This is a genomic window from Hymenobacter nivis (genome assembly GCF_006439025.1).
Lineage (GTDB): Bacteria > Bacteroidota > Bacteroidia > Cytophagales > Hymenobacteraceae > Hymenobacter > Hymenobacter nivis_A.
Genome location: NZ_RCYZ01000005.1, coordinates 145278 through 169326, shown reverse-complemented (window position 1 = coordinate 169326; position 24049 = coordinate 145278). Strand labels below are relative to the sequence as shown.

At 67.7% G+C, this 24049-nt stretch carries 16 protein-coding genes; 11 read left to right on the top strand and 5 right to left on the bottom strand.

Translation table 11 applies throughout. The features are described 5' to 3' along the window. Positions 1-240 precede the first annotated feature (240 nt). The 11 genes from EAH73_RS13185 (at position 241) to EAH73_RS13135 (ending at position 19212) form a co-directional block, all read left to right on the top strand. Entirely contained in the window at positions 241-3024 is a 2784-nt protein-coding gene (locus EAH73_RS13185) for a substrate-binding domain-containing protein (protein ID WP_161599546.1), read from the top strand. Positions 3025-3349: 325 nt separating this feature from the next. Further along, positions 3350-4180, top strand: a complete 831-nt coding sequence (locus tag EAH73_RS13180) for a PfkB family carbohydrate kinase (protein ID WP_240047241.1) — start codon at positions 3350-3352, stop codon at positions 4178-4180. Positions 4181-4275: 95 nt separating this feature from the next. After that, positions 4276-7446, top strand: a complete 3171-nt coding sequence (locus tag EAH73_RS13175; RefSeq protein WP_161599545.1) for a SusC/RagA family TonB-linked outer membrane protein — start codon at positions 4276-4278, stop codon at positions 7444-7446. Between the two features lie 21 nt (positions 7447-7467). Beyond that, the gene (locus EAH73_RS13170) at positions 7468-8934 is read left to right on the top strand and encodes a RagB/SusD family nutrient uptake outer membrane protein (protein ID WP_140467263.1); all 1467 of its coding nucleotides are present in this window, start codon (positions 7468-7470) and stop codon (positions 8932-8934) included. A gap of 76 nt (positions 8935-9010) precedes the next feature. Next, complete coding sequence (locus EAH73_RS13165; RefSeq protein ID WP_140467261.1) at positions 9011-10444, top strand: glycoside hydrolase family 30 protein; 1434 nt, start codon at positions 9011-9013, stop codon at positions 10442-10444. A 42-nt stretch (positions 10445-10486) separates the two neighbouring features. After that, a complete protein-coding gene (locus EAH73_RS13160; protein WP_140467259.1) occupies positions 10487-11956 on the top strand; it encodes a glycoside hydrolase family 30 protein in 1470 nt (489 codons plus the stop codon). A 239-nt stretch (positions 11957-12195) separates the two neighbouring features. Then, positions 12196-14322, top strand: a complete 2127-nt coding sequence (locus tag EAH73_RS13155; RefSeq protein ID WP_140467257.1) for an RICIN domain-containing protein — start codon at positions 12196-12198, stop codon at positions 14320-14322. 127 nt (positions 14323-14449) lie between these two features. Then, complete coding sequence (locus EAH73_RS13150) at positions 14450-15973, top strand: carboxylesterase/lipase family protein (RefSeq protein WP_140467255.1); 1524 nt, start codon at positions 14450-14452, stop codon at positions 15971-15973. A gap of 46 nt (positions 15974-16019) precedes the next feature. After that, the gene (locus EAH73_RS13145; RefSeq protein ID WP_140467253.1) at positions 16020-17507 is read left to right on the top strand and encodes a glycoside hydrolase family 30 protein; all 1488 of its coding nucleotides are present in this window, start codon (positions 16020-16022) and stop codon (positions 17505-17507) included. Between the two features lie 62 nt (positions 17508-17569). After that, complete coding sequence (locus EAH73_RS13140) at positions 17570-18649, top strand: alpha/beta hydrolase (protein ID WP_140467251.1); 1080 nt, start codon at positions 17570-17572, stop codon at positions 18647-18649. Positions 18650-18945: 296 nt separating this feature from the next. Continuing rightward, complete coding sequence (locus EAH73_RS13135; protein WP_140467249.1) at positions 18946-19212, top strand: hypothetical protein; 267 nt, start codon at positions 18946-18948, stop codon at positions 19210-19212. Positions 19213-19293: 81 nt separating this feature from the next. Here the strand turns inward: EAH73_RS13135 and EAH73_RS13130 are convergent, their stop codons facing one another. From EAH73_RS13130 to EAH73_RS13110, 5 genes are all read right to left on the bottom strand, one after another. After that, a complete protein-coding gene (locus EAH73_RS13130) occupies positions 19294-20436 on the bottom strand; it encodes an NRAMP family divalent metal transporter (RefSeq protein ID WP_240047240.1) in 1143 nt (380 codons plus the stop codon). Positions 20437-20489: 53 nt separating this feature from the next. Then, the gene (locus tag EAH73_RS13125) at positions 20490-21263 is read right to left on the bottom strand and encodes a LamB/YcsF family protein (protein WP_140467245.1); all 774 of its coding nucleotides are present in this window, start codon (positions 21261-21263) and stop codon (positions 20490-20492) included. Positions 21264-21288: 25 nt separating this feature from the next. Next, the gene (locus EAH73_RS13120; protein WP_140467243.1) at positions 21289-22293 is read right to left on the bottom strand and encodes a biotin-dependent carboxyltransferase family protein; all 1005 of its coding nucleotides are present in this window, start codon (positions 22291-22293) and stop codon (positions 21289-21291) included. After that, the gene (gene pxpB, locus EAH73_RS13115) at positions 22283-23035 is read right to left on the bottom strand and encodes a 5-oxoprolinase subunit PxpB (protein WP_140467241.1); all 753 of its coding nucleotides are present in this window, start codon (positions 23033-23035) and stop codon (positions 22283-22285) included. The genes EAH73_RS13120 and pxpB overlap by 11 nt, the downstream gene beginning before the upstream one ends. Positions 23036-23235: 200 nt before the next feature. After that, positions 23236-24003, bottom strand: coding sequence for an SDR family oxidoreductase (locus tag EAH73_RS13110; protein ID WP_140467239.1), 768 nt, complete (start codon positions 24001-24003; stop codon positions 23236-23238). Between the last annotated feature and the right edge of the window lie 46 nt (positions 24004-24049).

Below are 24049 nucleotides of genomic sequence, written 5' to 3'. Positions count from 1 at the left end.
AATTTACGGCGGCCGGCCGTTTTCCGGCCGCTGGCCGCCGCGCGGCATTTCCCCGTTACTTTGGGGTGAGATTTGCGCAGTTTGGGGTAAAATTTGCGCAGCGCCGGGGCCCTAACGGCGGCACCGGGCGGCAGCGGCCGGCGCGGGGGCCCTAAATCAATCGCCCTGTATCTTTGAAACAAAGGGGGCGGCTAGGCACTGGGTACTATGGGAAATGGGTGGCGTAAGGCGGGGCGATGGATGGGGCAGGCGGCGCTGGGCGCGGCCTTGCTGGCGGGGTGCGGGGCGCCGGCGGCGCCGGCGTACCGCATCGGCTTTGCGCAGTGCAGCACCAACGGGCCCTGGCGCCAGGCCATGCTGGCGGGCATGGAGCGCGAGCTGAGCTTCCACCCCGAGGTGGCGCTGAAAATGCTGAACGCCAACGACAACAGCGCAGTGCAGCGCCAGCAAATCCGGGAGCTGCTCGACGGCGGCATCGATTTGCTCATCGTGTCGCCCTACGAGTCGGCGCCCGTGACGCCGGCCGTGGAGGAAGCCGTGGCCCGCGACGTGCCCGTGGTGCTGCTCGACCGCCGCACGGCCTCGCCGCGCTACACGGCCTACGTGGGCGGCAACAACCTGGAGGTGGGCCAAACCGCGGCCCGCTACGCGGCGCGGCTGCTGCACGAGCGGGGCGACGTGGTGGAAGTGCTCGGGGGCCCCGGCTCGTCGGCCACCACCGAGCGCCACCAGGGCTTCGTGCGCGAGCTGGGGGCTCACCCTGGCCTGCACTTGGTGGGCCAGGTCACCGGCGACTGGAAGGACCTGGCCCTGCGCCCGGCCCTGACGGCGCTGCTGCGCCAGCACCCCGGCGTGGGCCTGGTGTACGCCCACAACGACGCCATGGGCCGCGGGGCCCGCGAGGTGTGCCAGCAGCTGGGTATTGCCAACCGCGTGAAAATCATTGGGGTAGATGGCCTGGCCGGCCCGGGCGAGGGCATCGACTTTGTGCAGCGCGGCGTGCTCACGGCCTCCGTGCTGTACGCGCCGGGCGGCGAGGAAGCCATGCGCACGGCGCTGAAAATTCTTGAAAAACAGCCCTTCCGGCGCGAAAACACGCTGGGTACGCTCGTCATCGACTCGACCAACGTGCTGACCATGCGCCAGCAAACCGAGAAGATGAATAGCCAGCAGACCGACATTCTGCGCCAGCAAAGCCTGTTGCAACGCCTGCGCGCCACCTACAGCAGCCAGCAAACCATTCTGTACGGCTTGCTGGCCAGCCTGCTGGGGGCCCTGGTGCTGGGGGCCCTGGCGGTGCAGTCGGCCCGCCGCAACCGCCAAATCAATCGGCGCCTGGCCGAGCAGAACGCCGAGAACGACGCCATCAACCGGCAGCTGGTGCGGCAGAACGAGGAAATCCTGCACCAGCGCAACCAGCTGGCGGCCCTGGGCGAGCAGGCCCGCGCCGACACCGAGGCCAAGCTGCGCTTTTTCACCAACTTCTCGCACGAACTGCGCACGCCGCTCACCCTCATTTTGGGCCCCGTGGAGGAGCTGCTCAGCAGCAGCCCCGACCTGTCTACCGCCCAGCGCCACGACCTAGGCCTGGTGCGCCGCAACACCCAGCGCCTGCTGCAGCTGGTGAACCAGCTGCTCGATTTCCGCAAGATTGAGGTGGGCAAGATGGCGGTGCGCGCCAGCGAGGGCGACCTGGTGGCCTTCGTGCGCGAAATCCTGGATGCCTTTGAGAAGCCGGCCCGGCTGCGCGACATCCGCCTGCGGCTGGTGGCCGCCGAGCCGGTGCTGACGGGCTGGTTCGACGGCAATATTCTCGATAAAGTATTCTTCAACCTGCTGTCCAACGCGCTGAAATTCACGCCCGACCACGGCCAAATCACCGTCAGCCTGCAAGCGGCCGCCGACGGCCAAAGCCTGCGCGTGAGCGTGGCCGATACCGGCCACGGCATCAGCGACCAAGACCAAGCCCACATTTTTGAGTGGTTTTACCAGGGCGACGCGGGCGCCGTGGCCAAGGGCTCGGGCATGGGGCTGGCCCTGGCGCAGGGGCTGGTGCGGCTGCACTTGGGGCAGCTCACCTTCAGCAGCCAGCCCGGCCAGGGCAGCACGTTTGTGGTGGCGCTGCCGCGCGAGCTGCCCGCGGCCCTGCGCGCCACGGGGCCCGTCGAGCCCAGCACGTTTGCCCTCGACGAGCCCGAGCCGCTGCCCGAAGCGGGGCCCCTGGCGCTGGACGCGCCCGCCGCCGAGGCCGCCAGCGAAACCTTGGTGCTCGTTATTGAGGACAACCCCGAGGTGAACGACTTTTTGGCCCGCAAGCTGCGCACCGCCTTCCGCGTGGAAACGGCCACCGACGGCCACACCGGCTTCCGGCTGGCTACCGACCTAATCCCCGACCTGGTGGTGTGCGACGTGATGATGCCCGGGCTGAGCGGCCTGGAAGTGGTGGCCCAGCTAAAGGCCGACTGGCGCACGAGCCACGTGCCAGTGGTGCTGCTCACGGCCCGCCACGCCGCCGAGCAGCAGGTGGAAGGCGTGCAGGCCGGCGCCGACCTCTACCTCACCAAGCCCTTCAACCCCACCTTTTTGCTGGAGAGCGTGCGCACGCTGCTGGCCAACCGCGCCCGCCAGCGCGCCCACTACCGGCGCGAGCTAGCCGTGGACGCGGCCCCCGGGGCCCCCACCGGCCCCGACCAAACGTTCCTGGCCGACCTCACGGCCATCGTGGAGGCCAACCTCACCAAGACCGACCTGAGCGTGGAGGACGTGGCCCGCAGCCTGGGCATCTCGCGCATGCAGCTCTACCGCAAAGTGAAGGCGGTGCTGGGCACGGGCGTGACGGATTTCATCCAGAGTCTGCGCCTCACCAAGGCCCGCGAGCTACTGCTCGACGACGCCCTCACCGTGGCCGAAGTGGCCTACGAGCTGGGCTTCTCGTCGCCGTCGTACTTCTCCACCAGCTTCAAGGCGCGCTACCAGCTCTCGCCCTCCGAGTTCCGGGTGCGCCACAGCAGCCCGGCCCGCTGAGCCGTGGGATTGGCTGGGCGTAACCCCTAGAACGTCATGCAGCGCGCAGCGAAGCATCTCCCCCGCTGAGTAAATAATTACTGCTGCGGGAGAGATGCTTCGCTGCGCGCTGCATAACCCAGAGAAATGACTTTTCCAGTCAGTCCCAAAATCAAAAGCGACGTTACAAAAGTGAAAACGAAGCTCAACAAAGTCCGATTTTTTTGAAGGCGGGCCTGATTGTTAATCAATCGGTTGCGTAGTATTTCGTGCGGTGAACGGCGCGTGCAATAAATGAGCAAGGGCCCCCGGGTGGGGCCCCGGACATTTGTTGAAACTCCGCCCCGTGACGCAATCGTTTACCCCCATCATTTGCTTCGGCGAAAGCCTCTGGGATGTGCTGCCGGCCGGCCGCCAGCCCGGCGGCGCGCCCTACCTGGTGGCGGTGCACCTGCACCGGCTGGGCCGGCCCGTGCGGCTGGCGAGCCGCGTGGGCCGCGACGAACTGGGCACCGAACTGCTGGCCGCCATGGACGCCGAGGGCCTCGACCGCAGCCTGGTGCAGCACAGCCCCACCCACCTCACGGGCGTGGTGAAGGCCAACGTGCAGCCCGGCCACCCCACTACCTACAAGGTGGTGCAGCCCGTGGCCTGGGACTACATCCGCTTCGGCGAGGAGCTGCGGGCGGCGGTGGCCGGGGCCCCCATGCTGGTGTATGGCTCGCTGGCCGCCCGCACCGCCGCCACCCGCGAAACCCTGTACCGCCTGCTCCAGCACGCCGCCTTCAAGGTGTTCGACGTGAACCTGCGGCCCCCGCACTACACCCGCGCGGTGGTGAAATACCTGCTCCAACAGGCCGACTTCGTGAAGCTGAACCAGGTCGAGCTGGCCGAAATAATGGCCTGGCTGGGCCAGCCCGCCACCGAAGCCACCGCGCTGCCCTACCTGGCCGCCCACTTCCACCTCCAAGCTGTGTGCCTGACGAAAGGTGCCGCCGGCGCCACGCTCTGGGCCGATAACCAATTCTTTGCCAGCACCGGGGCCCTGCCGGCGGCCACGGAAACCATTGGCAGCAGCGACGTTTTGCTGGCCCACTTGCTGGCCCACTGGCCCACGGGGCCCCCGGCCGCGTGGTGGCCCCGGCTGTGGGCCGCGCCAGCCCTCGCCACCGCCTGATGAACCCTGCCCCCGGCCGCTGGCCGGGGCCCCACCGGTGCCGCCGCGGGCGCGCCGCTTTCTTTTTCCATTCACGCCCACCTGTTCCCTTTACCATGTCCTCACCCTTACAATCGCCGCGCGGCCTGTGGCCGCTGACCGGCAAGCTGCTGACCCCGGCGCTGAGCAGCCTCCTTCTTACCAACGTGGCCCTGGCCCGCCCCGTGGCCGCCGCGGGGGCCCCTAGCGCAATCGTATCGCCGGCCGCCGTGCCGGTGACCGGCCGCGTAACGGGCCCCGACGGCAGCGGCCTGCCCGGCGTAACGGTGCTCGTGAAGGGCACCACCAACGGCACCTCCACCGCCGCCGACGGCACCTTCTCCTTGAGCGTGCCCGACGCCAGCGCCACGCTGGTATTCAGCTCGGTAGGCTTTGTGCGCCAGGAAGTGCCGGTGGGCAGCACCACCACTTTCACCATCAGCCTGGCGGAAGACCAGCAGGCCCTGAACGAAGTAGTGGTGGTAGGCTACGGCACCCAGAACCGCCAGGAGGTGACCACTTCGGTGGCCTCGGTGGGCGCGGCGGCGCTGGCCCGCCAGCCGGTGGCCGGCTTCGACCAAGCTTTGCAGGGCCAGGCGCCCGGCGTGCAGGTCACGGCCCCGTCGGGGGCCCCCGGGGCGGGCATCAACGTGCGGGTGCGGGGCAACGCCTCCATTAGCCTGAACGGCTCGCCGCTGTACGTGATTGACGGCGTGCCCATCCTGCCGAGCTACGACCAGGAGATTACCTCGGGCAACCAGCGCCTCAACCCGCTTAACACTCTGAACCCGAACGACATCGAGAGCATCGACGTGCTGAAGGACGGCGCGGCGGCGGCCATCTACGGCCTGCGCGCGGCCAACGGCGTGGTCGTCATCACCACCAAGCACGGCAAGGTGGGCCAGGCCCAGGTGGGCTTGAGCGTGTACTATGGCCAGCAGAAGCTGCGCAAGAAGCTCGACGTGCTCAACGCCAGCCAGTTCGCCACCGAGTTCAACGAGATTCAGACCAACGCGGGCCTGGCGCCGGGCTTCACCGGGGCCCTGCCCACGACCAGCACCGACTGGCAGGACGAGATTTACCGCCCCGCCAACCTGCAGAGCTACCAGCTGAACGTGAGCGGCGGCACCGAGAAAACCCGCTACTACGTGGCCGGCGGCTACTTCAAGCAGGACGGCATCAGCTTGAACTCGGGCTTCGACCGCTACAACTTCAAAATCAACCTCGACCAGCACGTCAGCAACCGCTTCCGCGTCGGCACCAACCTGAACCTGAGCCGCACCTTCACCAACGGGAGCACGCGCTCGGAGCAGGGCATCGGCAACTCGGGCACGGTGCTGGGGGCCCTGGCCCAAATCCCGACCATCCCGGTGCGCAACGCCGACGGCACCTACGGCATCAACCCGTTCCAGTCGTTCGACAACCCGGTGGGCAACTTGCTGGAAAGCACCAACAAAGCCACCGTTTACCAGGTCATCGGCAACGTGTACGGCGAGCTGGACATCCTGAAAAACCTGACGCTGCGCACCTCGGGCGGCATCGATTTCCGCACCCAGCTCGAAAACCAGTTCACGACCCGCAACTACCCGGGCACGTCGAACTCGGACCCCTCGACGCGCGGCTCGGCCCGCACCGCCAGCAACCAGCAGGCCATCTGGCTCTTCGAGAACACGCTGACCTACGTGCCCACCATCGCCGGCGACAAGCACCACCTCACGCTGCTGGCCGGCCAGTCGATGCAGTCCTCCGACCGCTTCACCTCGGGCGGCGGCAGCCAGGGCTTCGCCTCCAACGCTGTGCCCTACGTGAGCGCCGGCGCCATTGCCTCGGGCATCCCCGGCAGCTACCAGGAGCAGTGGTCGCTGCTGAGCTTCTTTGGCCGCGCCAACTACGACTACGAAGGCAAGTACCTGGCCCAGGTGAGCTTGCGCGCCGACGGCAGCAGCCGCTTCAGCGAGCAAAACCGCTTCGGCTACTTCCCGGCCGTGAGCCTGGGCTGGCGCGTGTCGAAGGAATCGTTCTTCCCGCAGGTGCCCGCCGTGTCGAACCTGAAGGTGCGGGCCAGCTTCGGCTCGAACGGCAACCAGGAGATTTACGCCTACCAGCGCTTCTCGCGCTACGCCGTGGGCTCGAACTACCAGGGCGCGGGCTCGACCATCCTGGGCGGCATCACCCAGAGCGACATCGGCAACAACGTGAGCTGGGAAACTACCAACCAGTACAACGCCGGCCTCGACCTGGGCCTGCTCAGCGACCGGTTGCTGTTCACGTTTGACATCTACAACAAGCACACCAACAACTTGTTGACCAACGTGCCGATTCCGGTGAGCACGGGCGTGGGCACGCTCAGCGTGATCCAGAACGTGGGCACGATGGAGAACAAGGGCATTGAAATTGGCCTCGTGACCACCAACGTGGAGGCCAAGGGCAACGGCTTCGGCTGGACCACGAACTTCAACATCAGCGGCAACCGCAACAAGCTGCTCGACCTGGGCACCCAGGCCAACGACGCCGGCGTGGTGGTGAACCGCAGCATCATCGGCGGCTACAGCATCACGCAGGTAGGCAGCCCGCTGGGCTCATTCTACGGCTACGAGGTGCAGGGCATCTTCCAGACCGACGCCGCCGGGGCGGCCGCCGCCACCCAGAACGGCGCCAAGGGCAAGGCCGGCGACATCCAGTTCCGCGACCTGAACGGCGACGGCGTCATCAACGACCAGGACCGCGCCGTGATTGGCAACCCCAACCCCAAGGCGTTTGCCGGCGTGACCAACAACTTCACCTACAAGGGCTTGGAGCTGAGCGTGTTCTTCCAGGGCAGCTTCGGCAACGACATCTACAACGCCAACCGCCAAACCATTGAGGGCCAGGCCGACCCGCTGAACCAGAGCACCCGCGTGCTGAACCACTGGACGCCCACCAACACCAACACCGACATTCCGCGCCCCGTGCGCAACGACCCGAACGGCAACAACCGCTTCTCCAGCCGCTTCGTGGAGGACGGCAGCTACGTGCGCCTCAAAAACGTGACGCTGGCCTACAACGTGCCGGTTACCCTCAGCCAGCGCGCCGCCATCAAGAGCCTGCGCGTGTACGCCACCGGCCAGAACCTGATTACCTGGACGAACTACCTGGGCTACGACCCCGAGGTGAGCGCCGACCCCTTCTCCTCGACGGGCCTGGGCCGCGACTTCGGCGTGTACCCGCAGTCGCGCACCTACACCGTGGGCCTGAACGCCACTTTCTAAGCCGCTCGATTTACTATCCCCATGAAAAAGATATTCCTTCCCCTTTGCGCGCTAGCACTGCTCAGCGGCTGCGACTTCTTGCAAAAAGAACCGCTGCCGAGCATCACGCCCGAAAACTTCTTTAAGACTTCCGACGACGCCGAAGCCAGCCTCACCGCCGTGTACGACGCCCTGCAAGGCGCCGGGGCCTACGGCCAGGACCTGAACGTGATGGGCGAGATGCCCTCCGACAACTGCACGAGCACCAACGGCGACGTGGCCGCGATGGACAAAATCATCTGGGTGCCCACCACCAGCCAGGTGGGCAACGTGTACCAGCAGGCCTACCAGGGCATCAACCGGGCCAACATCGTGCTGAAGTACGTGCCCACCGTGACGATGGACACCACCCGCCGCGGCCAGATTGTGGGCGAGGCGCGCTTCGTGCGCGGCCTGTGCTACTTCAACCTGGTGCGGGCTTACGGCGGCGTGCCGCTGCGCCTCCAGCCCACCGAGTCGGGGGCCCCGGAGGTGGTGAACCTGGCCCGCGCCTCGGCCGCCGACGTGTACGCCCAAGTGGTGGCCGACCTCACCGCCGCCGCCGCCCGCATGCCCGCCACCAACCCCAACCGCGCCACCCGCAACGCCGCCAACGGCATTCTGGCCCGCGTGCAGCTCACGCAGCGCAACTGGGCCGCGGCCCAGGCGGCCGCCCAGCTGGTGATTGCCGCCGGCGTGCAGCTCAACGCCACGCCCAAGAGCCTGTACCCGGCCGAGAACAAGGGCGCCGAGTCGCTCTTCGAAATTCAGTACGCCGGCACGGCCGACGGCGGCAACCTGCTGCCCGACCTGGTGCTGCCCTCGCCGCTGGCCACCTACTCGTTCCCGAAATTCAACATTCCGACGGCTAACCTGATCGGCGCCGCCGATACCGTGAACGACAAGCGCTGGGCCTTCAACGGCATCATCAGCAGCAACAACCAGCGCGTGGGCCGCGACCACGTGAGCTACATCGACGGCAAGGGCGCCAACAGCAACGACCGGGGCCCCTTCGTGTACAAGTGGACCAGCATCGGCAACGGCTTCAACTCCGTGGACAACACCTACGTGATTCGCTTTGCCGAAGTGCTGCTGGCCTACGCCGAAGCCGCCAACGAACAGAACGGCCCCACCGCCGATGCCCTGGCCAAGCTGAACCTGGTGCGCCAGCGCGCCGGCCTGGCCGCCCTGACGACCGCCTCGCCGCAGGCCGCCAGCAAGCAGGCCCTGCGCAACGAGATTGACTTGCAGCGCCGCCTGGAGCTGGCCTTCGAGGGCGAGCGGTGGTGGGACCTGCTGCGCTACGCCCGCCACACCGCCGCCGACGGCTCGGCCACCCACGCCGTGAACGCCCTGGACCTGATTGCCCAGCAGCGCAGCGGCGCCCGCGACGTGAACTACCTGCTCTTCCCGCTGCCCCAGAGTGAGTTGAACACCAACCCCCAGGTGCAACAAAACCCCGGGTACTAGCCTTGTTACTGCCACGAGCGGGGCCCGGTGGGTCCCGCTCGTTTGCTTTTTGGTCCTTCCTAAACTTCCCTTTCCGATGCGCTTCGCCGTTCCGTTTGTTTCTAAAGTATTGCTGGGGGCCCTGGGGCTGGCGGCGGCCGCACCGGCCCCGCGCCCCGCGCCCGCCGGCCCCAAGGCCGAGCTGTGGCTGACCACCCCCGACCGCACGGCCCTGTTTCAGCGGCAGGCGGGGGCCCTGGCGTTTGGGGCGGCGGGCGCCAAAGCCCCGGCCGGGGCCCCGGTGATTGAGGTGGACGCGGCCCAGAAATTTCAGGGCATCGACGGATTCGGGTATTGCCTGACGGGCGGCAGCGCCCAGCTGCTGCGCGCCATGAGCGCCCCGGCCCGGGCCAAGCTGCTGCAAGAGCTGTTCGGCACCGCGGGCAACGGCATCGGCGTGAGCTACCTGCGTTTGAGCATTGGCGCGTCGGATTTGGACGCCCAGGTGTTCAGCTACGACGACCTGCCGGCCGGCGAAACCGACCCCACGCTGGCCAAGTTCAGCCTGGCGCCGGATGAGAAAGACCTGATTCCGGTGCTGAAGGAAATCCTGGCCATCAGCCCCAACATCAAGCTGATGGGCTCGCCCTGGAGCCCGCCGACCTGGATGAAAACCAACGGCAACTCGAAGGGCGGCAGCCTCAAGCCCGAGTTTTACGACGCTTACGCCCGCTACTTCGTCAAGTACATCCAGGGCATGAAGGCCCACGGCATTCGCCTCGACGCAGTGACCGTGCAGAATGAGCCGCTGCACCCGGGCAACAACCCCAGCCTGCTGATGGAAGCCGCCGACCAGGCCGTGTTCATCGGCAAGGCCCTGGGCCCGGCCTTCAAAGCGGCCAAGCTCGACACCAAAATCATCTGCTACGACCACAACGCCGACCGGCCCGACTACCCCATCACCGTGCTCGATGACGCCACAGCCCGGCCCTATGTGGACGGCTCCGCATTTCACCTCTACCGGGGCGAGATTGGGGCCCTGGAGCAGGTGCACGCCAAGTACCCCAATAAGAACCTGTACTTCACCGAGGAGTGGGTGGGGGCCCCCGGCAACCTGCCCAAGGACCTGGCTTGGCACACCAAGCAGCTCACCATCGGGGCCACGCGCAACTGGTGCCGCACCGTGCTGGAGTGGAACCTGGCCGCCGACCCGCAGCAAAACCCGCACACGCCCGGCGGCTGCACCGAGTGCCTGGGCGCCATCACGCTTGCCCCCGGCGACGCCGTGACCCGCAACCCGGCCTACTACATCACGGCCCACGCCAGCAAGTTTGTGCGCCCCGGCTCGGTGCGCATTGCCTCCACGCTGCCCGCGGGCCTGCCCAACGTGGCCTTCAAAACGCCCGCCGGCCGCACTGTGCTGGTGGTGCTGAACGAAAACGCGGGGCCCCAGGCCTTCGCCGTGCGCAGCCAGGGCCGCGTGCTGGCCGCCACGCTGGCGCCCGGCGCGGTGGGCACCTACGTGTGGTAGGCCCCCGGCGCTTTTTCATCCTTCTCCTTCCCGCTACCCTGTATGTTTCAGCTGTTTAAAACCCCCTTGCTGGCCGGTGGCCTGGTGCTGCTGCTCGCGGCTGGGTGCCAGAAAAAGGGCGACGACGCGCCCGCGCCGGCGCCCACCCCCACGCCGCCCACCACCACGCCGGCCGTGGCCTCGCAGGTGGCCCTGTGGCTGACGACGCCCGACAAGTCGGCCCTGTTCCAGCGGGTGCGGCTGCCGCTGAACTTTGGGGCCCCGGTGGCCGGCAACTTCGACCCGGTGATTGCCGTGGACACCACCAAAACCTACCAGGGCATCGACGGCTTCGGCTACACCCTCACCGGGGGCAGCGCCCAGCTCATCCACCAACTGGGGGCCCCGGCGCGGGCGGCGCTGCTGAAGGAGCTGTTTGCCACCGACAGCACGTGGTTGGGCGTGAGCTACTTGCGCGTGAGTATCGGCGCCTCGGACCTGAGCAGCCAGGTGTTTACCTACGACGATTTGCCCGGCGGGCAGACCGACGTGAACATGGATAAGTTTAGCCTGGGGCCCGACCAAACCGACTTGGTGCCGGTGCTGAAGGAGATTCTGGCCATCAACCCGGCCATCAAAATCATGGGCTCGCCCTGGACGGCGCCCTCGTGGATGAAGGACAACAACAGCCCCATCAACGGCAGCCTCAAGCCCGAGTACTACGACGCCTACGCCAAGTACTTCGTGAAGTACGTGCAGGCCATGCAGGCCCAGGGCATCGCCATCGACGCGGTGACGCTGCAAAACGAGCCGCTGAACCCCTACAACAACCCGAGCATGGTGATGCAGGCCGCCGAGCAGGCCGCGTTCATCAAGAACAGCGTGGGTCCGGCCTTCGCCGCGGCGGGCCTGAGTACCAAAATCATCTGCTACGACCACAATGCCGACCGGCCCGACTACCCCATCGCGGTGCTGAACGACGCCGGGGCCCGGCCCTACGTGGACGGCTCGGCGTTTCACCTCTACGGCGGCACGATTGACGCCCTGAGCACGGTGCACAACGCCTTTCCGGCCAAGAATATCTACTTCACCGAGCAGTACGTGAACGCGCCCGGCAACTTCCCCGCCGACCTGGCCTGGGCCGTGAACAACCTCGTCATCGGGGCCACCCGCAACTGGAGCCGCAACGTGCTGGAGTGGAACCTGGCCGCCGACGCCTTCAACGGGCCCCACACCAACGGCGGCTGCAGCACCTGCCTGCCGGCCGTGACGGTGGGCGGCGCCGCGCTCGTGCGCAACCCTTCGTACTACATCATCGCCCACGCCAGCAAATTCGTGCGCCCCGGCTCGGTGCGCGTGGACACCAACGTCCCCGGCAACCTGCAGAACGTGGCCTTCAAAACGCCCAACGGCAAGCGCGCCCTCATCGTGCTGAATACCGGCAGCGCCCTGCAAGCCTTCAACATCCAGTACAAAGGCAAGGTGCTGGCCACCTCGCTGGCCGGCGGCGCCGTGGCGACTTACGTCTGGTAGCGCCGTGTGCCGCCAAGCTGCGGTGGCCCCGCCGGGCCCTGGCCTGCGCGGTCCTGGGGCGCCCAGGGCAAGGCCCAAGCGCAGCTTGGTGGTACATTACCCTACTCCAAGTACCCGCGTAGTTTTTGGGCCCCTGGGGCCCCCGATGCGTTGCCCGCCCCCGCCGGTTTGCCCGGCGGCGGGGGCGGGGAGTTGCTGCCGGGTTTTCGTCCACTCCCTTTCCCAAATCCCACCCACTTATGCGTACCGCTACTGTTTTTCGTTCGTTCGCGCAGGGCCTGTTGGCGCTGCTCTTGGCCTTCGGGGGCCTGGCCCACCGGGCCGCGGCCCAGAGCTTTTTGCACGCCACGGGGCCCAAAATCCTGAACGCCAGCAACCAGGAAGTGCTCCTGAACGGCATGAACCTGGGCGGCTGGGCCGTGCAGGAGGGCTACATCATCAAGCCCAACTGGGCGGGCATCAACGGCAAGCAGACGCAGGGCACGGTGAAGAAAACGCTCTACAACGCCGGCATGAGCGACGCGGCGGTGGAAACCTTCTACCAGAACTACCGCAACAACTTCATTACCAAGGCCGACATCGACTACATTGCCCGCCAGGGCTTCAACTGCGTGCGCCTGCCGCTGCACTACGACCTGTTTCTGACGCCCAGCCAGCGGGCGGTGCGCAACGCGGTGCTGCGCGGCACCACCCCGTACACGTCGTACGTCAGCTCGCTTACGAGCTGGTACAACGGCAACCAGCTGTTTGTGGACCCCAACAACATGGAGGCCTACCGCATGATTGACAACGTGCTGAGCTGGTGCGCCGCCAACAACATATACGTGGTGCTGGACCTGCACGCCGCCCCCGGGGCCCAGGGCAACGACTTCAACATTGCCGACGCCATCCAGGGCTACGACCTGTGGACGCGCCCGGTGTACCAGGACATTACGGTGCGGCTGTGGGAAACCATTGCGCGGCGCTACAAGAGCGACGCCCGCGTGGCCATGTACGACCTCATCAACGAGCCCAACCAGAAGGATGGGGCCCCGGTGCCCACCAACCCGCAGCTGCACGACCTGCTCCAGCGGCTCATCAGCGCGGTGCGCGCCCAGGGCGACAACCACTTGCTGCTGCTGGAAGGCAACGGCTTCGGCAACGACTACAACTACATGGAGAAGCGCACCTTCACCAACACGGCCAACCTGGTGTACAACTCGCACCGCTACAGCGGCACGGGCTACGAGCTGGACAACGGCGTGAACTCGACCGGCGGGGGGCCCAACAGCCTGCGCTTCATCGGCACGATGAAGCAGTTCCGCATCGACAACGACGTGCCGATTTGGGTGGGCGAAACCGGCGAAAACTCCGACGCCTGGATGCGCGACGCGGCCAAGGCCCTGAACTCGGTGGGCATCGGCTGGTGCCACTGGACGTACAAGCGCTTCGATAGCCAGAACATTGCCGCCTTCGTGCGCGTGAACCCGCCCTACATCGTGGACGGCCTCAGCGGCCTGAACCAGGTGCTGACCAATATCCAGTTTGCCAACTGCGTGCCCAACAGCACCGTAGGCGCTGTGTCGCCCAACCAGAACGGCATCGTGAACTACCCCGGCGGCGGCAACTACAACGGCACCACCGGCGGCGGTAGCACCGGCTACGCGGGGCCCCCGCTGGGCCGCATCTACGAAATCAGCTCCAAAAACGGCGGTAAGGCCCTGGAGGTGTCGGCCAGCTCGCAGGCCAACGGCGCCCGCGTGCAGCAGTGGAACTGGGTGAGCGCGGCCAACCAGAAGTTCAAGCTCGTGGACGCGGGCGCCGGCTACGTGCGCCTCGTGAACCTGAACAGCAACAAGTCGCTCGACGTGGCCGGCCTCTCCACCGCCGACGGGGCCCTGATCAACCAGTACGACTGGCTGAGCCAGGACAGCCAGTACTGGCAGATTCTCAGCAACGGCGACGGCACCTACCGCATCCTCAACAAGTTCAGCGGCAAGGCCCTGGACGTGCAGGACAATTCCACCGCCGACGGCGCCGCCGTGCAGCAGTGGGCCTACGGCGGCGGCAACAACCAGCGCTGGTATTTCAGCGACCAGGGCGCGGCCCAGCGCGGCAGCCAGGCCAGCGGGGCCCCCGCACCCGCCGCGCCCGGCAGCTACTACCCCAACCCCGTGCTGAACGCCCTCACCTACCAGCTGCCGGTGGGCGGCCAGGCCCACACCCTGAGCGTGGTGGACCTGACCGGCCGCCAGGTGCTGGCCCGCACCTTCGGCAACACCGGCGAGCAAAACACCGTGGACCTCTCGGCCCTGCGCACCGGCCTGTACCTGGTGCGCTTGTCCGGCGCCACCTTCAGCTCCGAACTCAAAATCAGCAAGCAATAACCGTAGCGCGGACTTTGTAGTCCGCGGCGCTCGCTTCGTCCTGCCGATTACCGGGCGGCGACGTGGACTACAAAGTCCGCACTACGGCATACGAGCCTACTTTGCGGCTCAACCAATTGTTCCTCTTATGCTTCGGTGGTTAAAAACTTGCGCTTTGCTGGCCTGCTGGCCACTGCTTACTCCGCTCGCGGCCCGGGCCCAGCCCGCCGCGACGGGCCCCGGGCCCGTGTGCCAAACCCGCGCCGGCCGCCTGCAAGGCACCCGCGCGGCCGATGGCCTGGTGGTATTTAAAGGCGTGGCCTACGCGGCGGCGCCGGTGGGCGCGGGGCGGTTTTTGCCACCCCGGCCGCTGGCGCCGTGGGCTGATGTGCGTCCGGCCACGGCCTTTGGACCCCGGGCCCCGCAGGGCGGCACCGCGGGGCCCCAGGGTGAAGACAATTGCCTGACCCTGAACGTGTGGACGCCCTCGGTGCGGGCGCGGCGGGCCAAGCCGGTGGTGGTGTGGGTGCACGGCGGCGCCTTCACGGGCGGCGCCGGCAGCGACTTTGACGGTGGTAATTTTGCCCGGCGCGACAGCATCGTGGCGGTCAGCATCAACTACCGGCTCGGCAGCCTGGGCTTCTTGCAGCTGAGCCAGTGGCTGGGGCCCGCCTACCGGCAATCGGGCAACGCCGGCGTGCTCGACGCGGTGGCGGCCCTGCGCTGGGTGCACTATAACATCGCGGCCTTCGGCGGCGATGCGGGGCGCGTCACCGTCATGGGCGAATCGGCGGGGGCCAAGCTGGTGGGGGCCGTGATGGCCACGCCGGCCGCCCGGGGCCTGTTCCAGCAAGTGGTGCTGGAAAGCGGCGGGGTGCAAGCCGTGCGCGACACCACCACGGCCGCCGCCGTGGCCCTGCGCCTGCTGGGGGCCCTGGGCCTGCGCCCCGACCAAGCCGCCCAGCTCCTGACGCTACCCACGGCCGACATTATCCGGGCCCAGGAGAAGATTGCGGCGGGCCCCGCGGGCCTGCAACTCTTCGGTCCCGTGCTGGATGGCGCTACCATTCCTGAGGCGCCGCTGATCTACCTCACCCGGCCCGGCCACGCCCCGCTCAGAGCCCTGGTGGGCACCAACCGCGACGAGGCGGCCCTGTTCATGGGCTTCTGGCCGACGCTGAAAGAACCGAATGCCGAGGTGCTCACCACGCTCTTCGGCGCCAACGGTACGCAGGTGTGGCAGGCCTACGAGCGCCGCCGCGCCGCTGCGCCCGCCGACCAGCCCTGGCTGCGCAACAACACCGACTACCTCTACCGCCTGGCCACCTACCGGCTGGCCGGGGCCCTGGCTAACGCTGGTCAGCCCACCTGGCTCTACCGCTTCGATTACCAAACGCCCGGGGGGGCCGGCCCGGCGCACGCCCAGGAGCTGGGCTACGCCTGGAACGCGCTGGGCCCCGTGGCGGCCAAAAGCGCCACCGCCCGCGCCCTGGCCGCCCAAATGCACCAGCGCTGGGTGGCCTTCATCGCCACCGGCACGCCGGGGGCGGCGTGGCCCGCCTACCGCCCGGCCCAGCGCCAGTCCATGGTGTTCGATTCGGTGAGCCGCGCCCGGCCGCTGCCCGCGCCCTACGAAGACGCGGCCTTTCCCACCCAGGCCTTCCGGCTCTGATAATCAGCTTTTCATCTTCCTTAATTACTGCGTTCTGTTTGCGTTCATGACCCATTCTTTATCCAAGCTGCTCCCCGCGCTGCTGCTGGCGGCGCTGGGCACGGCTGATGCCGCGGCCCAATCGGCGCCGAAAGCCGGGGCCCCGGGCGCGCCGTACTCGGCCGCCGGCCGGAAGGCGCGCGCCTTCACCACCGCCCAGGGCACCGACTTGCGCCTGACGGCCGCCGCGGCGCCGCTGGCGTTCCAGCCCGCCGGGCAGCCGCTCGAAACCCAGGTGTGCGTGTTCGTGGACCCCAACCACAGCTTCCAAACGCTGCTCGGCATCGGCGGGGCCCTCACCGATGCCTCGGCCGAAACCTTCTTTAAGCTGCCCAAGCCCCAGCAGCAGGAGTTTATGAAGGCCTACTACAGCCCCACCGATGGCATCGGCTACACGCTGGCGCGCACCCACATCGGCAGCTGCGACTTTTCGAGCGGCAGCTACACCTACGTGGCCGACAATGATGAAGCCCTGAAAACCTTCAGCGTGAAGCACGACGAGCAGTTCCGCATCCCGTTCATCAAGCAGGCCCAGGCCGCGGCGGGCGGCAAGCTCACCACGTTCGTGAGCCCCTGGACGCCGCCGGCCTGGATGAAAACCAACCACGACCTGCTGCACGGCGGCAAGCTGCTGCCCCAGTTCCGCCAGGCCTGGGCCAACCACTATGTCAAGTTCATTAAGGAGTATGAGCGTCAGGGTATTCCGGTGTGGGGCCTGTCGGTGCAGAACGAGGCCATGGCCACCCAGAAGTGGGAATCGTGCCTGTACACGGCCGAGGAGGAGCGCGACTTCATCAAGAACTTCCTGGGGCCCACGCTGGCCAAGGGCGGCCTGGGCGGCAAAAAGCTCATCGCCTGGGACCACAACCGCGACCTGCTGTTTCAGCGCGCCAGCACCGTGCTCGACGACCCCGCCGCCGCCAAGTACGTGTGGGGCATCGGCTACCACTGGTACGAAACCTGGACCACCAGCGCCATGCTCTTCGACAACGAGCGCCGCGTGAAGGAGGCCTTCCCGAACACCAACCTGATCTTCACCGAGGGCTGCGTGGAAAGCTTCGGCTTTGACCGCGTGAACGACTGGGCCCTGGGCGAGCGCTACGGCGCCTCGATGATTGGCGACTTCAACGCCGGCACCGTGGGCTGGACGGACTGGAACGTGCTGCTCGACGAAACCGGGGGCCCCAACCACGTGGGCAACTTCTGCTTCGCCCCCGTCATTGCCGACACCAAGGCCGGCAAGCTCATCTACACCAACGCCTACTACTACATCGGCCACTTCTCGAAGTTCGTGCGGCCCGGCGCCAAGCGCGTCACCAGCTCCTCGAACCGCGACTGGCTGCAAACCACCGCCTTCCGCAACCCCGACGGCAAGCTAGCCGTGGTGGTGATGAATAGCAGCGATAAAAAGCAAGACTTCCAGCTGTGGATGAACGGCCAGGCTGCCCCCACCACCAGCCTGCCCCACTCGATGATGACGTTCGTGGTGGACTAAAAACCCTTCGTTAACACCGGGCGGCTGAAGCACTTCGGCCGCCCTATTTTTTTGCGCTGCCGATGGATTCTCTTATAAAGTGTGCCCGGCGCCTTGGCCGGGGCGGCTTGCTGGCGCTGGTGCTGCTGGCCTGCAGCCTGGGGGCCCGGGCGCAGGCCGCGGCGGGCCGGGTGGTGACGACCTACCTCGACTCGAAGCTGCTGCGCGGCAACCCCGGCGGCGAAAACCCGCGCCGCCGCGTGAGCGTGTACCTGCCCCCGGGCTACGACGAGCGCGCCGCGCGCCGCTACCCGGTGCTGTACTACCTGCACGGCTTCGCCTGGAACGACAGCCTGGTGATGCACGCCGACGGCCTGGCCGCGCTGCTCGACCAGGCCATTGCCGCCGGGCAAATCCGCCCGCTCATCGTGGTGGCGCCCAACGAGCAAACCCTGTTCCAGGGCAGCTTCTACGCCAACTCGGCCACCAACGGGCCCTGGGCCGACTTCACGGCCCGCGAGCTGGTGGCCTTCGTGGACCAGCGCTTCCGCACCCTGGCCCGGCCCGCGAGCCGGGGCCTGGCCGGGCACTCCATGGGCGGCAACGGCACGCTGCGGCTGGCCATGCAGTACCCGGGCACCTACGCCGCCGCCTACGCCCTCAGCCCCGCCTTCGCCGCGCCCCACGCCGAGTGGATGGCTGCGCCCGCGGGCCAGGCGGTGGCCGGCCGGTCCGCGTCGCGGGCCGCGCTGGGCAACGACTTCACCGCCGTGCGCCTCGTGGGCCAGGCCCGCGCGTATTCGCCCACGCCCGGCCGGGGCGCGTTTGGGGCGGCGCTGCCGTGGGCGGCCGGGGCCGACAGCCTGGCCCACCGCGACGCGGTGCTGGCCCAGTGGGGCGCCGCCTCGCCGTTCGCACTGGTGCCGACGCACCTGGCCAGCCTGCGCCAGCTCCGCGGCCTGGCCTTCGACTGGGGCGAGCAGGACCAGTTCCGGCACATTCCGGTGGCGTGCCGCATGCTCAGCACCCAACTTGCGGCCTACGGGGTGCCACATTCGGCCGAATCTTACGAAGGCAACCACGGCAACCACGTGATGGGCCGCGACGGCCGCCTCTACCAAAAGTTGCTGCCCTTTTTCAACCAGCGGCTGCAGTTCGAGTAGGGCCCCGGGCAGGGCCCAAACAATGCGTTTGGAGCAGCTCAGCCGTAGCGGAGCGCCGGCTAGGGCCCCGCTACGGCTTGCTTTTTGGGCCGCCAAAAGGGGTGCTTTTTTCTGTAATTCGGGGCCCCTGGTTTTGCGCTGCCGCCGCGCCGCTGGGGCCTCGGCTGAGAGAAAAGAAGGACGGTTTGTGAAAAAAAAGTGAGCAAAAGGCAATACTTTTTTGACCATTGCCGTTTAAGGCAGCTCAAACCCCGCACTCGGTTGGTGCGGGTTCGTTCACCAAATCCTTCATTCCCTTGAAAAAGCAACTCATTCTCCTCGCCCTGTTGTGCGTCGCCGGTAGCTACTCGGCCAGCGCCCAAACCACCACCACCACGACCCAGCAGACGACCACGCCCACGCCCGCTCCGGCCATGACCCCGGACCCCGCCGCGGCTCCTGCGCCGAGCACCACGACCACCACGGTAGAGTCGACCACCACGGACCCCAACGCCATTGTGGTGCCCAAGGATGCCAAAGTGAAAGGCAAGCGCAACAAAATGAAAGTGAAGCCGAAAGACTAGTTTTTAGTCGTTTCCATTCCGTTTGAAAGCCCCGCCGCAAGCACTTGCGACGGGGCTTTTTGCGGGGCGTTTCGGCGCCGGCTACCGCAGCAGGGCCCCCACTTGCGCCACCAGCACGGGCACGCTCAGGGCCCCCATGATGGCTACTACGGCCCAGCCGGCGGCCAGCATCCAGCGGGGGTGGCGGTAGGCGCCCATGAGGCGGCGGCTGGTGGCGGCCACCAGCACAATGCCCAGCGCAATGGGCAGAATTAGCCCGTTCACGGCCCCGGCAAATACCAGCAGTTGAGCGGGCTTGCCGACTGATACAAATATGCCGGTTGAGAGGACGATGAACACCGAAATGCAGGCCCGCTCGTGGCGGGCAAAAACGGGGTGGAACGTCTTGAAAAACGACACCGACGTGTAGGCCGCGCCCACCACCGACGAGATGGCCGCGCTCCACAAAATGATGCCGAAAATGCGGAAGCCCGCCTCGCCGGCCGCCGAGCGGAACACGCCCGCCGCGGGGTTGTCCTTGTCGAGCACCGCCCCGTGGCTGAGCACGCCCACGATGGCCAAAAACAGCACGAACCGCATGACGGTGGAAATGACGATGCCGCTGACGGCGCTGCGCGTGACCACATCCTGCTGCCCGGGCCCCTTGATGCCCGCGTCGAGCAGCCGGTGGGCCCCCGAGAACGTGATGTAGCCGCCCACCGTGCCGCCCACGATGGTGACGATGGCCGCCGCGCTGAGCTGGGCCGGCAGCACCGTGTGGTGCAGCGCCTGCAGCAGCGGCGGGTGCGCGCTAAAGGCAATGCCCAAGGTCAGTAAAATCTTCACCGTGCCCAGAATCTTGGTGAAGCCGTCGAGCATTTTGCCAATTTCCTGCACCCAAAACAGCGTGAGGGCCACCGCGCAGCTCACCAGGGCCCCGTGCTCGAAGCTCATGCCCGTGAGCACGTTCAGGCCCAGGCCGCAGCCGGCAATGTTGCCGATGTTGAAGGCAAAGCCGCCCAAAATCACCATCGCCGCCAGGAAGTAGCCCAGCCCCGGTAGCAGCCGGTTGGCCAGGTCTTGGGCCCGCAACTCGCTGACGGTGAGAATGCGCCAGGTATTGAGCTGGGCCCCCACATCCAGCACCACCGACACCAGAATCACGAACCCGAAGCTGGTGAGCAGCTGCTGAGTGAACACCGTTGTCTGCGTCAGAAACCCCGGCCCGATGGACGAGTTGGCCATCAGAAACGCCGCCCCCAGGCTGGCCCCGCCGAACCACCGCTTGCCCGCCGCCATCAGCGCGCGCCGCTGAAATCGGCCGCCAGGCGTACGCCCGCCTCGCCCAGGGCCCCGTGCAGCCGCTGGGCAAACGCCAGGGCGTGGGGCCCGTCGCCGTGCAAGCACACCGTATCGGCCCGGATGGCCACGTCGGGGCCCTGCTGGCTGCGCACCCGGCCCTCGCGCACCATGCGCAGCACCTGGGCCAGGGCAGTGTCGGCGTCGGTCACCATTGCGTCGGGCTGGCGGCGCGGGGTGAGGGTGCCGTTGGCCTGGTAGGTGCGGTCGGCGAATACTTCGTGGGCGGTGCGCAGCCCCAGCTGCTCGCCGGCTTTGGTTAATTCACTGCCCGCCAGGCCGTAGAGCACCAGCTCGGGCTGCACCCGGTGCACGGCTTCGGCAATGGCCTGGGCCAGGGCGGCGTTGGTGGCGGCCATGTTGTAGAGGGCCCCGTGGGGCTTGAGGTGGTGCAGCCGCCCGCCCTCGGCCCGCGCCACGGCCCCCAGGGCCCCCAGCTGGTACACCACCATGTCGAAGGCTTCTTCGGGCGAAATGGCCATGTCGCGCCGCCCGAAGCCTACCAAGTCGGGCAGCCCCGGGTGCACCCCCAGGGCCACGCCGTGCGCCAACGCGGCGCGCACGGTTTGCCGCATCACGCCCGGGTCGCCGGCGTGGAAGCCGCAGGCAATGTTGGCCGACGTCACAAACGGCAGCACGGCCGCGTCCTGCCCCAAGGTCCAGGCCCCGAAGCTCTCGCCCATGTCGCAGTTCAAATCAACGGAGTAAGTCATGGGCGCAATGATAAGCGCGGCACCGCTACGGCCGGGCAAGTTGCAGCCGAATGGCCCCCGGTAACGCCCGCAAGGCGCGCTCCTGCGCAAGGTACAGTGCCTGTGCCTCGACCAATGATACCTCCTGGAAGCGCAGCGCCTGGCCCGGGGCCGCCTGCGCCAGGGCCCCAAAATCGGCCGTGATGACCTGGGCCAGGCGCGGGTAGCCGCCGGTGGTTTGGCGGTCGGCCAGCAGCACGATGGGCTGGCCGCCGGCCGGCACCTGCACCGTGCCGTGCGTCACGGCGCTCGACAGCAACTCCGCGTCCGTCAGCCGCCGCAGCGCCGGGCCTTGCAGCCGGTAGCCCATGCGGTCGGCCGCCGCCGTGATGGCAAACGGCTCATCCCAAAACGCCCGCTGACTCGCCGCCGCAAACTGCCCGTACTCGGGCCCCCGCACGGCGCGGATGATGGGGCTGGGGCGCGGCACAGGACAGAGCTGGCGCCCCGGCGTCCAACTGGCCTGGGTTATAGTCACTCGGCTTTCAGCTAATTCTGCCGCGATTCGCTGGCCGGTGGGCAACGGCTGACCCACGGGCAGCAGGTCGCCGGCTTGCAGGGCGCGGCCGTGCCAGCCGCCCAGCCCGGCGCGTAGGTAGGTGGCGCGGCTGCCCAGCACCGGCGCTACGGCTATGCCGCCCGCCACCGCTAGATAGGCCCGGCAGCCTGCCCGGGGCGCGCCGAAGGCCAGCACGGCGCTGGCCGGGGCCCAGGTGGGCCGGTTCATTTTTACGGGCTGGCCGTCGAGGGTGGGGGAGAGGTCGGCCCCGGTGAGGGCCAACAGGGTGCCGGCGTCGAAGCGCAGGTGGGGGCCCCGGAGCGTGATTTCGAGGCCGGCCGCGCCGTCGGCGTTGCCCACCAGCAGGTTGGCCACGCGCAGGGCCCCGGCGTCCAGGGCGCCGCCCACCACCACGCCGGCGTGCTGGTAGCCGGGCCGGCCGAGGTCCTGTACGGTGGTGAGCAGGCCGGGGTGCAAAATGCTAAGGCTCATGCTGCTGGGTGCGGGCATATTCCGCTGCGCTGATGGGCACAAACCGCAGGCGCTGGCCGGCGCGCAGCCGGCTGGGCGCGGCCCACGCGGCGTCGAACAGCCGGAGCGGCGTGCGGCCGATAAGCTGCCAGCCGCCGGGCGTGGGCAGTGAGTAAATACCGGTCTGGGGCCCCGCGATGCCCACCGTGCCGGCCGGTACCAGCGGGCGCGGCTGGGCCAGCCGGGGCGTGGCCAGCCGCGCATCGAGCCCGCCCAGGTACGGGAAACCCGGCGCAAACCCAATCATGTGCACGAGGTATTCCGGGGCCGCGTGCCGGGCAATTACCTCGGCCGCCGACAGCCCGGCGTGGTGGGCTACAAACTCCAAATCCGGCCCAAATGCGTCCCCGTAGCACACCGGGATTTCTACCAAATCAGCTTCGGCGGCCACGGCCGGGGCCCCCGCGGCGGCCAGCATTTTGCGCAGCGTGGCGGCCACCGTTTCGTAGGGCGGGTGCCGGCCGCCGTCGCTCACCAGCCATGGGTCGTAGTACACGGTGAGGGTGGTGAACGCGGGTACGCACTCGCGCAGGCCCGTGAATGGGTGCTGCGCCAGGTGCGCGCCAAACGCCTGAATAGCCGCGTGCGTAACCGGGCTGATGCCCTCGCCAAACTGCACCACCACGGCCGCATCGCCCAGCGGGTACAGCTGCGCGGGGGCCCCGGGCGGCACAGAAACATCGTCGGGTTGCGGGCGCAGCATGGCTGGTTCTTGAGTAACCGCAAAGATGGTGTAGCCTGGACTCTGCGAGTCCGGGATTGTAGCGCGGTCTGTAGTGCGGACTTTGTAGTCCGCAGCGCTGAACGGTAATCGTTTAGCGATTACCGGCAGGACGAAGCGAGAGCCGCGGACTCGCAGAGTCCACGCTACATACCGTTCGGCCGCGTGAATTAGCATCTATGCTACAGGCCTTTAGCGCTCATGCCGCCGTCGGCGAGCAAGCACTGGCCGGTGATGTAGGAGGCGCCCGGCAGGCAGAGGAAGGCGACGGCAGCGGCAATTTCGGCGGGCTCGCCGGCGCGGCCGAGGGGGGTGCGGGCCACCACTTTCTGCAGGAACTCGGGCTGGGCCATCAGCGGCTCGGTGAGGGGCGTGCGGACGAACCAGGGCGCCACTGTATTCACCCGGATGCCGTCGGGGGCCCACTCCACGGCCAGGTTGCGGCCCAGCTGCTCCTCGGCGGCCTTGGTGAGGCTGTAAGGGGCCCCGGTGCCCACGTCGAAGCGCCCGGCCACCGAGCCCACGTTCACGATACTGGCGTGGGCCGACGCCTTCAGTAACGGGTGCGCGGCCCGGCACATCTCCATGGTGCTGAACAGGTTGACGCTGAACAGGCGCTGGTACTCAGCCGCTGAGTAGGCGTTGAAGGCCTTGCGCAGATTGGTGCCCACGTTGTTAATGAGCAAGTCGAGCCCCGGCCCGCGGGCCTGCACCGCGGCGAAGATGGCGGCGCGGCCGGCCTCGGTGCTCACGTCGGCGGCCACGCCGGCGGCGGGCAGGCCTTGGGCCGTCCAGGCGGCCACGGCGGCGGCCACTTCGGCGGCGTCGCGGGCCACTATCAGCACGTCGGCGCCCAAGGCCAGCAGCTCGTCGGCCACGGCCCAGCCGATGCCCTTGCTGCCGCCCGTGACCAGGGCCCGGCGGCCGGTTAAACTCCAGCGGTTCGTCATTTTCTCTCGTGGGTAATAAGGTGCAGGTGTGGCCCCTATACGGCCG

Bases quoted from the DNA above. Each gene is read 5' to 3' on its own strand.
- EAH73_RS13185 (WP_161599546.1), top strand. From the start codon at position 241: ATGGGGCAGGCGGCGCTGGGCGCGGCCTTGCTGGCGGGGTGCGGGGCG.
- EAH73_RS13175 (WP_161599545.1), top strand. From the start codon at position 4,276: ATGTCCTCACCCTTACAATCGCCGCGCGGCCTGTGGCCGCTGACCGGC.
- EAH73_RS13170 (WP_140467263.1), top strand. From the start codon at position 7,468: ATGAAAAAGATATTCCTTCCCCTTTGCGCGCTAGCACTGCTCAGCGGC.
- EAH73_RS13165 (WP_140467261.1), top strand. From the start codon at position 9,011: ATGCGCTTCGCCGTTCCGTTTGTTTCTAAAGTATTGCTGGGGGCCCTG.
- EAH73_RS13160 (WP_140467259.1), top strand. From the start codon at position 10,487: ATGTTTCAGCTGTTTAAAACCCCCTTGCTGGCCGGTGGCCTGGTGCTG.
- EAH73_RS13155 (WP_140467257.1), top strand. From the start codon at position 12,196: ATGCGTACCGCTACTGTTTTTCGTTCGTTCGCGCAGGGCCTGTTGGCG.
- EAH73_RS13150 (WP_140467255.1), top strand. From the start codon at position 14,450: ATGCTTCGGTGGTTAAAAACTTGCGCTTTGCTGGCCTGCTGGCCACTG.
- EAH73_RS13145 (WP_140467253.1), top strand. From the start codon at position 16,020: ATGACCCATTCTTTATCCAAGCTGCTCCCCGCGCTGCTGCTGGCGGCG.
- EAH73_RS13140 (WP_140467251.1), top strand. From the start codon at position 17,570: ATGGATTCTCTTATAAAGTGTGCCCGGCGCCTTGGCCGGGGCGGCTTG.
- EAH73_RS13130 (WP_240047240.1), bottom strand. From the start codon at position 20,436: ATGGCCAACTCGTCCATCGGGCCGGGGTTTCTGACGCAGACAACGGTG.
- EAH73_RS13125 (WP_140467245.1), bottom strand. From the start codon at position 21,263: ATGACTTACTCCGTTGATTTGAACTGCGACATGGGCGAGAGCTTCGGG.
- EAH73_RS13120 (WP_140467243.1), bottom strand. From the start codon at position 22,293: ATGAGCCTTAGCATTTTGCACCCCGGCCTGCTCACCACCGTACAGGAC.
- pxpB (WP_140467241.1), bottom strand. From the start codon at position 23,035: ATGCTGCGCCCGCAACCCGACGATGTTTCTGTGCCGCCCGGGGCCCCC.
- EAH73_RS13110 (WP_140467239.1), bottom strand. From the start codon at position 24,003: ATGACGAACCGCTGGAGTTTAACCGGCCGCCGGGCCCTGGTCACGGGC.